The sequence below is a fragment of the Thermococcus celer Vu 13 = JCM 8558 genome (assembly GCF_002214365.1).
In the GTDB taxonomy this organism is placed as follows: Archaea; Methanobacteriota_B; Thermococci; order Thermococcales; family Thermococcaceae; genus Thermococcus; species Thermococcus celer.
Genome location: NZ_CP014854.1, coordinates 1,144,806 through 1,157,195, shown reverse-complemented (window position 1 = coordinate 1,157,195; position 12,390 = coordinate 1,144,806). Strand labels below are relative to the sequence as shown.

11 protein-coding genes are annotated in these 12,390 nt (G+C 55.7%); 1 reads left to right on the top strand and 10 read right to left on the bottom strand.

The features are described from left to right. Positions 1-10: 10 nt before the first annotated feature. From A3L02_RS06420 to A3L02_RS06375, 10 genes are all read right to left on the bottom strand, one after another. Positions 11-1,690, bottom strand: a complete 1,680-nt coding sequence (locus A3L02_RS06420) for an ATP-dependent DNA ligase (RefSeq protein ID WP_088863150.1) — start codon at positions 1,688-1,690, stop codon at positions 11-13. A 43-nt stretch (positions 1,691-1,733) separates the two neighbouring features. After that, complete coding sequence (locus A3L02_RS06415) at positions 1,734-2,636, bottom strand: pantoate kinase (RefSeq protein ID WP_088863149.1); 903 nt, start codon at positions 2,634-2,636, stop codon at positions 1,734-1,736. 40 nt (positions 2,637-2,676) lie between these two features. Next, positions 2,677-3,354 carry a hypothetical protein gene (locus A3L02_RS06410; protein ID WP_088863148.1) on the bottom strand — a complete coding sequence of 226 codons (678 nt, stop codon included), beginning with the start codon at positions 3,352-3,354 and terminating at the stop codon, positions 2,677-2,679. Further along, positions 3,351-4,043, bottom strand: coding sequence for an ABC transporter ATP-binding protein (locus A3L02_RS06405; RefSeq protein ID WP_157895742.1), 693 nt, complete (start codon positions 4,041-4,043; stop codon positions 3,351-3,353). The genes A3L02_RS06410 and A3L02_RS06405 overlap by 4 nt, the downstream gene beginning before the upstream one ends. Beyond that, positions 4,043-4,474: a hypothetical protein gene (locus A3L02_RS06400; RefSeq protein ID WP_088863146.1), complete on the bottom strand. Its 432-nt coding sequence runs from the start codon at positions 4,472-4,474 to the stop codon at positions 4,043-4,045. Before A3L02_RS06400 ends, A3L02_RS06405 begins: the two co-directional genes overlap by 1 nt. Next, entirely contained in the window at positions 4,467-5,795 is a 1,329-nt protein-coding gene (locus A3L02_RS06395) for a radical SAM protein (RefSeq protein WP_088863145.1), read from the bottom strand. The genes A3L02_RS06400 and A3L02_RS06395 overlap by 8 nt, the downstream gene beginning before the upstream one ends. Before the next feature lie 98 nt (positions 5,796-5,893). Next, on the bottom strand, positions 5,894-6,031 hold the full coding sequence (locus A3L02_RS06390; protein WP_088863144.1) for a subtilosin A family bacteriocin: 138 nt from the start codon (positions 6,029-6,031) through the stop codon (positions 5,894-5,896). Positions 6,032-6,211: 180 nt separating this feature from the next. Further along, on the bottom strand, positions 6,212-7,807 hold the full coding sequence (locus A3L02_RS06385; RefSeq protein WP_088863143.1) for a Na+/H+ antiporter NhaC family protein: 1,596 nt from the start codon (positions 7,805-7,807) through the stop codon (positions 6,212-6,214). Between the two features lie 311 nt (positions 7,808-8,118). After that, positions 8,119-8,703, bottom strand: a complete 585-nt coding sequence (gene udg, locus A3L02_RS06380; protein ID WP_088863142.1) for a type-4 uracil-DNA glycosylase — start codon at positions 8,701-8,703, stop codon at positions 8,119-8,121. A 9-nt stretch (positions 8,704-8,712) separates the two neighbouring features. Continuing rightward, entirely contained in the window at positions 8,713-9,069 is a 357-nt protein-coding gene (locus tag A3L02_RS06375; protein ID WP_088863141.1) for a hypothetical protein, read from the bottom strand. A 184-nt stretch (positions 9,070-9,253) separates the two neighbouring features. Here A3L02_RS06375 and tes-int point away from each other — a divergent pair, with 184 nt between their 5' ends. Beyond that, a complete protein-coding gene (gene tes-int, locus A3L02_RS06370; RefSeq protein WP_237268581.1) occupies positions 9,254-12,385 on the top strand; it encodes a tetraether lipid synthase Tes, intein-containing in 3,132 nt (1,043 codons plus the stop codon). Positions 12,386-12,390: the final 5 nt, after the last annotated feature.

The window sequence follows — 12,390 nt, the reverse complement described above, 5'->3', positions numbered from 1 at the left end:
ACAAAAAACGTCACTTCCTGGCCTTGAACCTCTCCTGGAGCTCGTAGAGTTGAGATATCCTCTCGATGGTGTCCGCTTCCTCGGGGCTCTTGTCCTCCCTGAGGGCGACGTAGCGCGGGAACCTCAGCGCGAAGCCGCTCCTGTACTTCGGGCTCCTCTGTATCTCCTGGTAGGTTACCTGAATAACGATTTTCGGCTCTATCTCAACGTTCTTACCCTCTTCGCGGACTATCAGGGGCCTGAGCATCTTCGTGAACTCGGCCAGGTCCTCGTCCGTAAAGCCGCTCCCCACCTTGCCAACGGGGACGAACTCGCCGCTGTGGGGGTCGAAGGCCGCAACGAGGAACGAACCGAGGAGATGCGCGCGCCTGCCCTCCCCCCACTCCGCCCCTACGATGACGAGGTCTAAGTCCTCCATCGTCGGCTTTATCTTGAGCCACTTCTTGCCGCGGTTACCGGGCTCGTAGATCGAGTCGAGCCTCTTGGCCATCAGCCCCTCGTGGCCGAGCTCGAGGGCCCTATGGTAGAACTCCTCCGCCTCATCCGCGTTGTCAGTTACCAGCTGTTCAGCCAGCTTTACCCTCTCGCTCTGAGAGACCGCCTCTTCCAGCCTCTTCCTCCGCTCGGAGAAGGGCGTCTCTATTAGCTCCTCCCCATCCACGTACATGATGTCGAAGAGGTTCAGCTCGAGGGGGATCCTCTCCACCATCTCCTCGATGTTGTACTTCCGCCTGAACCTCCGCAGGACGTACTGGAAGGGCCTCGGTCTCCCGCCCTCGCCAACGGCGACGAGCTCGCCCTCGACTATAGCTTTCTCCGCCTTCAAGCTCTCTTTTATGGCTTCAACCATCTCGGGGATCGACCTCGTCACGTTCTCCAGCCTTCTCGAATAGATGATGACCACCTCGCCGTCCTTGTGAACCTGAACGCGCGCCCCGTCGTACTTTATCTCGAAGGCGGCCCTTCCGCCCATCTCCTCGAGGGCGTCCTTCACTCCCGCCGCGTTCTGGGCCAGCATCGGCCTTATGGGCTTGCCCACTTGTATCCTGACCTTTGCAAGGCCACCGTCGCCCTCGAGTTTCGCTACCCTCGCGACGTAACCGAAGTCGCTCGTTAGCATGTAGGCCCTCTCGACGAGCTCGGCTTTAACACCGAAGGCCTCTGCTATCGCGTCCCTCATCAGCCCCTCGGCGACCCCGGTTCTCATGGTCCCGAGGACCGTCCTCGCGAGGTACTTCCCCTCCTCGGGTTTGGCGTCCATGAAGAGGTTCGCGAGGTACTTCAGCTTCCTGTCCTGGCTCCCCTGCCCGGCCGCCTCGGCTATCTTAACGAAGGTATCGTAGACCCGCCTGATCGTCAGGGGCTGTGAGAAGAAGCTCCTCTGTTTCTTCCTCTTCAAAGCCAGCGCCACGCTCTCGCCGAGGTCCCCGGTGTCCCTCACCGAATCCTCTATCTCCCCCTCTGAAACGCCCGTCGCCAGCGAGACGGCCTTTATGAGAAGCTTTTCACCGACTCCGAGTTCCCGCTCGTCCCAGTCCGGGAAGACCTTCCCGAGGATGAGGTAGGGGACGATTTCGAGGAGATCATCCGGCGTTCCCTTTAGGAAATCGGCCACGAAGCGCGTCTTCAACGTTTTCAGGGTGGTTTTTTCCAGCCGTTGATAAAGGTCGGCCAGTTCCGAGTACCTCATTTTCCTCACCGTTGTATTTTATTTGGAATAAGTGGATAAAAGGCTAACCTATCCAGCGGCCCACCTTCGGCTTCTCGTCGTAGATCCCGGTTACGTCGTAGGGCAGGCCGAGGTCGGACAGCAACGCTCTGGCCCCATCCACCTCTTTCTCGTGGAGAAGGGCGAAGAGACCCCTTCCGAGCATTATCATCGAGCTCGGCAGTTTGAGGGCCCCGTCGAGTTCCCCCGCCAGCTCGAGGAGCTCCCCCGATAGAAGTCCCGTCCTCTCGGCGAACTCCCTCGCCAGAACCATCATCCTCTCCGGGCGCGGTTCCATGAGGAGCTTTTCGAGGGCGAGCTTCCCCTCTGTTTCTATCGCTTCAACGACGTCCCCATCGAGAACCTCCTTCGTCGAGAGCCTCCCGAGGGGAACCACGAGGACGCGGTAGTCCCCGAAGAAGAGGTTGTCGACGACCCCTACCCCCGGGCCCCCTGCCCTGACCCTGACCTCGATCCCGCCCGCGAGCTGACCTACAACATCGCCGAGGCCTCCCCTGTGGAGAACCTCGTACTTGTGGGCCATCCTTGCCGCCTCGAGCCACGTCCCCCCGAAGGTGTAACCCAGGGCCAGCGCCGTCCCCAGCGCTCCCCCCGCGCTGTTGCCGAAGCCGTAACCGTTCGGAAAATCGAAGTACTGCCATATCTCAACCTCCCCGCGGAAATCCGCCGGAACGAGTTCCTCAGCAACGGAGTAGCTTATCGATGCCCTCTCCCGCTTTACGGGCTCTCCGTTGAAGGCTACGTGGATGTGCCTCTCGAGTCCATCCTCCTCCGTACTCACGAAGACCGTGGTCCCCTTCTCGAGGTTCAGGCCCGCCCCGAGGGAGCCCGCCTTTAACGGGTCATCGTTGAACAGTGGCACGAAGAAAGCGGTTACGTGAGCCGGAACGAACGCCCTGACCAGCATTGTACCACCTAAAAAATGGTGGGGAAAGGACCTAAAAAACTTACGAGGACAGTATGACCCTCTCCGGGCTGATCCGTCTGATGGCCAGAAAACCCGCCAACGCAAAGAGGGCCGAGATCCCGGTAAGGAGCGCCGTCGCGAGGTCCGGAGAGAAGTTTCCCCTGACCATGCCCTTAACCATGTACTGCGGTACCCGCACGAGCACGAAGATCAGCAGGAAGAGCACCACGCTGAGGGTCCGCACGTTGGATATCTGAAGCATGAGGGCCAGCGATAGAACCCCGAATCCCAGCGTAAACAGTCCGCCGCCGATCATGGGCAGGACGAGCCAGGATGCGTGGGATATGGGGGCTTTAATGTAAAACACCAGCCCGATCCCCCACGTGAGGAGGAGCGAGATCAGCAGGGTCGGCAGTATCTCGACCATCAGAAGCTTGGAGGGATCCTCGGGCAGGATGAGGTAGAGGTGGTAGAACCCGGAGGTTTTCTTCTTCAAAAACGGGGCAAAGTACAGGGAGAACGTTACCGTGTACCCCACCAGCATCATGAGGAGGAGGAAATAAACCTGGAACAGCCCCTTGGAGTCGAGGCGGGTTAGCACGTCCCCACCGCTGGAGAACGCCCCATAGAACACTAAGAAACCCAGCAGAGCAAAAACGATGACCGACTCACGGAGGGTGGTGGTGAAGTGGAGTAGCAGTAACTTTCTCGTTCTCATGGAGAACCACCCACCATCGTTAGGTACGTTTTTTCGAGGTCTTCCACATCCTCAAGTGAGAACTGGGCCCTGGTTGTACCGTTCACAATGATCGCCGCCCTGTCGGCTATTTTTTGAACTTCTGGCAGGTTGTGGGAAGAGAAGAATATCGTCTTACCCTCGTCCCTCAATTTCAGGAGAAGTCTTCTCACCTCGACCTGAGCCGTGGGGTCAAGCCCGCTCATCGGCTCATCGAGTATTAAAAGCTCTGGATCGTGGAGAATGGCAGACGCAAGGGAAACCTTCCTCTTCATGCCCTTCGAGAGCTCCTTGAACCTCTTGCCCCAGTGTTCCTTTGAAAACTCAACCGTGTCAAGTGCGGCCTCCACTTCGTCCATATCTCTATCCCTGACGTAAGCCACGAACCTGAGGTTCTCCAAAACCGTCCAGTCGGGGTTCAGGACCTCGTACTCGAACACGACCCCGAGGCGTTTGAAAATACCCCTCCCGGGTTCCTCTCCGAATATCCTAACGCTACCCCCGTCTTTCCTGAGGAGCCCAAGGGTGGTCCTTATGGTGGTGGTCTTTCCGGCTCCGTTGGGACCGAGGAAGCCGTAAATCTCCTCTCGCCCCACGTTGAATGAGACTCCCCTCAGGATCTCCCTTCCCCCCAGTCTCTTCCTCAGGTCCTTTACCTCTATCACGTTCATCAGGGTACCCTCCATATAAGGCGGTAGGTAATGAAATAGGCGATCACGAGTACGATGGTGGGCTCCACGGGGAGGACACTCCCCAACCAGGGCCCCATCAGGAAGATCGCCAGCACTATGTAAGAGTTCGCCACGTAGTTAAAGGCCTTTCTAACCGTCACGGGTCGGTTCGATAACCTCAGGACATCCCTGGCGGACACCAGCAGGAGGGAAACACCGTACAGGGCGAGGATAAGCTTAAACCCACCACCTGTCCTCAATGAGAGGAGCAGAGAGAGCGCACCAACGGGAGCGTCCACGTATCGCCGAATCCGGGGCCAGAAGAAGTCGGTTCCCCCGAGGAAACTCCTCTTCGCGGTTATCAGGAGTAGCACAAACTCGATGTACCCGTACAACCCCAGCAAAAAGGCAAAGAAGTAGACGTTATCCATCGAGGTTCACCCCTAGGTATCTTTTCAGGTTCTCCACCCCAACCTCTTGGGCCCATTTACATTCCGATGGGTGGATCATACCGTTCTCAAGGACGTATCTCGCCCTCAGCATACAGGGAGAGCAGAAATTCAAGAACCTACAATCCCCGCACACGTTTGGCCCGGGGGATGATGCGTTATAGAAGAACATCATATTGTCAGAGACCTCTTTGAACGTTGACTCAACATCACTGGGATCTATCCTCCCAAAAGCATCCCGTTTTGAATCGCTTATAACGCACATTCTGATTCCTAAATCGGGTCCGATAGTGCAACTTCTCCATCCGGCACCACAGTTCTTCGTGGAGCCCTCACTATCGAATTCCTCCAGTTGGATTACTGGAATAATTGACTTAAACTTCTTCCTGACCCTCTTATCTGCGGCGCTGAGCTTCCATAGATCCTCTGGAGACCATACGACATCCCCTGCTTTTCCGAAAGGCAGTATCGGGTTGTAAGAGAATACTTTGACTCCAAGTTTGACGGCGAGTTCTGCAGTCCTTTCAAGGTGGTCTATGTTATCGGGAGTGACGGTCATAGCAACCCTAACTTTGTATCCTGCGGATGTTAATTGTTTAATATTGGAAACTGTCTTTTTCCACGCTCCTGGAATCCCCCTAAACCTATCGTGATACTCTGGATCGTGGCTATCCAAACTGATACTGAAGAACAGTTTTTCCCGGTATTTGCTAAGGCGTTCGATGGTTCCCGGCGGGAGATAAACACCGTTTGTGAGGATACCCACCATGGAGACCCTCTTAGCGGCGTATTCCACAATATCTAAGAAGTCTGGATGAAGGGTTGGTTCTCCCCCCGTTATTTCAATACCCACCAGCCCTCTGGAGACTAAAAAATCTATGGTCTTTTTGAAGGCTTCAAATTCGATGTAAACCGGCTTTTTATCCAATATCCTGTAACAATGGGCGCAGTTGAGATTGCAGTTTTCCGTGAGTTCAAACACCACGTGAACAGGAGTTAGATATTCATATTCTTCAATACTGGCGGATGAACTTACGGGGCTATCGGAGAAGATCACATCACCGAACTTCTCCGCAGTTATTAGAAATTGCAGTATCTTCTCCTGTACCCCCGGATCCGAAGAGATGGATTCCAAAAGGTCCTCAACCGTTAGAGTACCATCACACTTCCTCAGTACCTTCGTGGCGTCATCATTAACGACCCTCACGTTGCCATTTTTTATTAGCACGGCCTGATGGGTATAGATTAGGAGCCGGGTATTATCTGAAAGGGAAACGTATTTTTTGGATATTCCAATATTCATGAGATCTCCCTCCGAACGCACCTAACCAAGTACCTCTGCAACGAATCATTCTATACCATGCTAATTTATGGAGGCAAATAATGGAAAATTAAAAGCCTTCAAAAGAGACCGAAGAGACCGTATATCCCGGCGCCCTCAAAATCGGGGACGGGACCATCCGCAAGGCAGATGGCGCAGATGGAACAGGCCGCACAACCCTTGCCATTAGGAGCCTGCACCACATAGTGGGGGTCCATATTATCACCTCCTGTAGATTTTCGTCTATTAAGCTTAACAGGAGTATTTAAGTTTTTTGTTAACCTTTGGTTGATAACCCTAACAACATTGGTATCGTCAGTATAAAAAACAAGAATATCCATTAACACAACATAAGAAAAATAAAAATCGGATTTAATAAAAAATGTAAAAACCTGGACTCACTCCTCGGCCACGTACACCGGGACCTTGCCGTGGGGGACCCCGTACTTCCCCCCGTACCACTCGCTAAGGACGTAGTGGGCGCCGATGAGGAGCCCGAGGCCGAGTAAGAGGAGCACGGGCCAGCTGTAGAGGCCTATGCCAAAGAGAAGGTAGAGCACTATACCGACGCTGGCCGCGGTTACCGCGTACGGCACCTGGGTGGTGACGTGGTCTATGTGGTCCGAACCGCTGAACATCGAACTCATAATCGTTGTATCGCTTATCGGGGAGCAGTGGTCGCCGAAGATACCGCCCGCGAAGACGGCACCGATGCTGGCGAAGACCTCGGGGCCGACGTTACCGGTGACTCCGTAGGCGAGCGGTATGGCTATGGGCAGCATGATGCTGAAGGTTCCCCAGCTGGTCCCCGTTGTGAAGGAGATGAACATGGAGATGAGGAACACTATCAGCGGCACCCAGCTTCCGCCAACGCCGGCGCTCTTGGCGAGGTCGACGACGTACGGAGCCGTTCCGACGGCGTCGGTGGCGCTCTTGATACTCCATGCGAGCAGCAGGATCGTGTTGGCGATGACCATCTGCTTCATCCCGCGGACTATCGCGTCCTCGGCTTCCTCTATTGTCATGAGCCTCATTCCCAGCACCAGGATGAAGGCCACGACGACCATGGCAAAGCTTCCCCACAGCAGAGCGAGGGCAGCGTCGGAGTTTCCGAGGACCCCCATCAGTCCGTCGGTGGCGTAGGTCTTGCTTCCCCCGCCGGTGTACCACATGCCGTAGAGTGTGACGAAGATTAGCGTCAGTATAGGCCAGATGAAGACGTGGACGCTGCCGTTCTCCTTCGGCATTCCGAGGTCAACCTCCGTGGTCATGAGCGGTTTGGCACCGTCGCGGAGGACCTTCCCCTCCTTCCTCGCGCGGAGTTCCGCGTGGAGCATCGGGCCGTAGTGCCTGTGGGTAAACGCCACCAGGAAGACGAGGATTATCGCGAATATCGAGTAGAACCTGAAGGGAACGCTGTGGAGCCAGGCGGCGTAGGCACCGTAGTCAACGTTGAGGTCCTTGAAGGCGTCCCCTATCAGGCCCACCTCGTAGCCTATCCACGTCGAGACCAGGGCGAGGCCCGCGACGGGGGCGGCCGTGGAGTCGTCTATATACGCTAACATCTCCCTCGAGACCCGCGTCCTGTCGGTTATGGGCCTCATGGTGTTGCCGACGATGATGGTGTTGGTGTAGTCGTCGAAGAACACGAGCACACCGAGGAGCCATCCCATCAGGGAAGCGCCGCGGCTGGTCCTAACGCGACTCGTGAGGGCACGACCTATCGCCATCGCCCCGCCGGACTTGTATATCAGTCCAACGCCCGCTCCTATGAGGAAGTCGAAGAGCAGTATCTTGACGTTCCAGTCGTCGATGGCGTTTCCAACGATCCAGTCGAGGGTCTGTGTGGTTCCGGTAACGGGGTTCCAGCCTGCGACCATGACGCCTCCAATCCAGACGCCGGCGAACAGGGCCAGGATAACCCTCTTCGTCCATATCGCCAGTATGATGGCCACCAGCGGTGGCAGCAGAGACAGTATTCCGAAATCTGACATTTGTCCACCTCCCCAATACTTCACCCGGAAATCTCAGGTTTAAATATAAACTTTCTGGAATATCTTTTGGCATTCTGTTATATTCTATAGAAAATCCTGCGGAACTTTCCATACGTTGGACCCCTGTTCTTATCTTCATAGTCGATATAGAGGTATTGCTGTATTAATGAATGCTTTCAAGTATATCATTGTGCCACATATCCATGAAAATCTTTCCCAAAAAACTACCGGAAAGGAGCCGGTGAGATTGAAAGACGTCAATTAATAAAGGGATTTAGGAATAGATACTTCAGGGAAATCACGCCATTCTATCAGAAGCCGTTGAGGAGCCCCTTCAGTTTCTGGAAATCCTTCCTAAGTTCCTCCCTCATGGCGGGACGGTAGAGGGCCACCGCTGGATGGTACATTGGCATTATGACGAATTTCCCGAAGAGCGTGCTTGCCTCAAAGGTTTTTCCGTGTATCTTGCTTATGGGCTCGACCTCGAAGCCAAACTTCTCGAGGATGTAGCGCATGGAGTGCCTCCCGAGGGGGACTATGACCTTCGGCCGGATTATGTCGATCTGCCTGTCGAGGTAGGGGGAGCAGGCTTTGATCTCCTCCTCTGTTGGATCGCGGTTCTCCGGGGGACGGCACTTCACTATGTTAGTTATGTAAATCTCGTCCCTGCTGAGACCTATCTCCTCCAGGAGTTCGTCAAGGACCTTTCCGGCGCGACCTACGAAGGGCAGGCCCTTCTGATCTTCCCAGTAGCCCGGCGCCTCCCCCACGAACATGACCTTCGCGTCGTAGCTCCCGGAACCGGGAACGGCGTTCGTCCTGAGCTTTCCGAGGGGGCATCTCTGACACGTCCTTATCTTCTCCTCGAGTTTCCTCATGGCCTCTTCCTTTCCCATGGGAACACCTCATCCACTGATCAGGGTCTTCTGATTTAGGTAGGCCTTGAGGAACTCGACCCAGGCGGTGTAGTAACCCTTCTCGTATTCATCCCTAAACTCGTGCTCGAGGATGCCCTCAAAGTGTTCGAGGAGTTTCTTCGCCTTTTCCCGGTCGTGTTCGTTTATCAGCTGAACTATGAGGGCATCGCCGTCGTTGTCCTTGAGGGCGCTCATGAACCCATCTATGGCCCTTCCGTAGCCCCTTCCCCACTCGTCGGAACCGGCCATCTTCTGGAGCTTCTCCAGGTGAGCCTTCGCCTTCGTGAAGTCCCTCCGGAGGAGGGCCCTTAGAAACATCTCCATCCTCATCTCCCTCGCCGGCATCTCACCACCGGGATAGGTTGGAGGGCCCGCTTTTAACCTTACCGTTGTCCCGCCGTCTGTCCCGGTCTTTTACACAGATATGGGGCATACATATGCAGTAAAATCTTCATATTTACGCAAAAGTTTTTATATCCTGAAGCGAAACAGAGGCCAGCAAAGGGAGTGGAAAAAGGGGTGAATGGGTATGGCAGAAAACGTTGGTGAGGTGCCGAGTGGCGAGAAGGAGTTCGAGCAATTAACGAGGAGGATCAGGGACGTAATCGAGTTCCCCGAGATAGGTGAGGATGAGTTCGAGAAAATGATGAGAAGGGCCAGCAGGGCCTACGGCGGCCCCCTGCCCCACAGGACCTACTCTCTCTGTCCCGAGACGAGGAGGGTCGTTCCCGCCCTCGTGTGGGAGAAGGACGGCAGGGTGTGGATAACCAAGCGCTGCCCCGAGGGTATGATAACCGGTCTTTACTACGAGAGCGTTGAGCAGTACTACAGGTTCCAGAAGTGGAGGTACGACTTCAAGATCACGAGTTCCAACGTCGAGAACACAGGCGCCAACTGTCCTCTCGACTGCGGTCTCTGCTCAAGGCACCGCTCCCACACGAGCCTGATAAACATCGTTTTGACGAACAGGTGCAATTTGAGCTGCTGGTATTGCTTCCCCCCGGACGAGGAGGCGGTTTTCAAGGTCGGAAACGAGGTGAGTCTCCTGAAGTTCGGGGACCTTGCCAAGAGGTTCTCCTTCGAGAACAAAGTTGAGATCGACGGGTTCAAGGGAGAGTACTCAACGCCCGATGATATCCACGTCCTGACCTTCGAGGACGGGGAGGCCAGGTGGACGAAGGTAACCAAATTCCTCAGGAGGAGACACGAGGGCAAGATCCTCAGGATAAGAACGGGAACGGGGAGGACGCTGAGGGTCACCCCGGAGCACAAGGTGTTCGTCCACGTGGACGGAAAGCTCGTGAAGAAGAGGGCCGACGAGCTCAAACCGGGCGACGAGCTTCTCTCAACGTGGAGGATCCCGGAGAGCGGTGCACCCTACACCATAGACCTGATTGAGGCGTTTAAATCCCTGCCCGAGGAGGAGAAGGAGAAGACCTACGTCAGGGGCATAGGGGGAATCGACCTTTCCCCGTTGAAGGAGGAATACGGGGACAGGATTTACTCCTGGAAGAGCCAGGACTCAATGCCTTTAAGCGCCTTCTACAAGCTAAACGTCCCGGGCGAGTTCAGGCTCGGGAGGGACGCGACCGATTATGAACTGCCCTCGAAACTTGAGGTCACTCCCCCCCTCGCAAGGCTCATAGGCTACTTCGTGTCGGACGGGCACTACACAGACAAAGATGTCCGCATAACGGTTGGCCATAAGGACGTTGAAGAGGAGATACTATCTATCCTCAAGGAGCTCAAGCTTCCCCACAGCATCCTTGAGGCCGAAGGGAAGGCGAAGCAGATAGTGATCGGGAGCAGACTGGTCCGCCTCGTCTTCAAGTACGCCCTCGGAATCCCTGAAAAGGCAGAGAACAAGAGGCTCCCGAGGGACTTCCTCAACTACCCCTACGAGGTCAGGGCGGCACTCCTCTCAGGCTTACTCAACGGCGATGGCTACGTTGTGAGGGGCGAGAGACACCTGAACATCGGCTACGCCAGCGTCTCCCGCGGCCTGATAAGGGACGTTCTCTATCTACTCGCATCCTTCGGGATCTTTGCGAGGGTCTACGAGGTCAAAAAGGAGAAGGTTGCGGGGGCGAACCACGACCTCTACAAGGTATACGTGGCCGGAAAGGACCTCGAGAGGCTCATTGAGGTAGTCGAACTCGGGGAGGGCCACAGGGAGAGACTGGGTGAGGTTGGGGCGAGGAAGCCCGCAAGAATAACGAAGGTCAGCGACTTCTACCTCGATCCGGTGAAGAGCATCGAAGAGGAGGATTACTCGGGATACGTCTACGACATTGAAGTCGAGAGCCCCGGACACTCGTTCGTTGCCTCCGACGGTCTACTCGTGAGCAACTGCTTCTTCTACGCCAAAGAGGGCCAGCCGATATACGAGCCCACGCTCGAGCAGATACGGATGATGCTCCGCAACGCGAAGAAGGAGCAGCCCATCGGAGCGAACGCGGTTCAGCTCACCGGTGGAGAGCCCACATTGAGGGATGACCTCATCGAGATAATCAGGATCGCAAGGGAAGAAGGTTACGACCACGTCCAGCTCAACACGGACGGAATAAAGCTCGCATTTGAACCGGAGCTCGTTAAGAAAATCAGGGAGGCTGGCGTTAACACCCTCTACATGAGCTACGACGGCATGACGCCCCAGACCAACTGGAAGAACCACTGGGAGGTCCCGCTCATCTTCGATAACGTCAGGAAGGCCGGCGGGCCGGGCATAGTCCTCGTGCCGACCACCATAAGGAACGTCAACGACCACGAGCTCGGGGCGATGATAAACTTCGCCCTCAACCACCTCGACATAGTGAGGGGCGTGAACTTCCAGCCGATTTCCCTCGTCGGGAGGGTTCCGAAGAGGGAGCGCCAGCGCTTCAGGATAACGATACCCGGAGCCATAGAGCGGATAGAGGAGCAGACCCACGGGGCCATAGCCCAGGACGACTGGTATCCCATACCGATAGCGGGTCACATAGCGAGGTTCTTCGAGGTCTTCGCCGGGAGCAAGTACTACATGACCAGCCACTACGCCTGCGGCGCGGCAACCTACGCCTTCCTCGACAGGGAGAACAAGCGGGTGGTGCCGATAAGCAGGTTCCTCGACGTTGAGGGCTTCGTTGAGTTCCTGGAGAGCAAGGCTGAGGAGATAGAGCAGTGGAAGAAGATGGGCAAGCTCCGCAGGCTCAAGCTCGGCGCCGAGATATTCATGAAGTTCAAGAGCTTCTACGACGATAAGTACGCCCCCAAGGGCCTCAGCGTCCTCGAGCTCATAAAGAACGCCTTCGTCCACGGCAACTACGACGCCCTCGGAAAGTTCCACACCAATGCGCTCTTCCTGGGAATGATGCACTTCATGGACGAGTACAACTACGACGTCGAGAGGGTCGAGCGCTGCGTCATCCACTACGCGATGCCCGATGGCAGGATAGTGCCCTTCTGTACGTTCAACGTGATTCCCGAGCTCTACAGGGATAAGGTGCAGGCCCAGTTCAGCTACAGCTGGGAGGAGTGGAAGGCGCTCCACCCCGACTGGGACTACAGGAAGGACAAGTACATCAGGACGAAGGAGTTCGTGGAGAAGATGAAGAAGAGCGAGCTCTACAGGAAGACCTACATCGACATCGAGGACTACCTCGGGGTCATGGAGAAGCACTGAGGTGG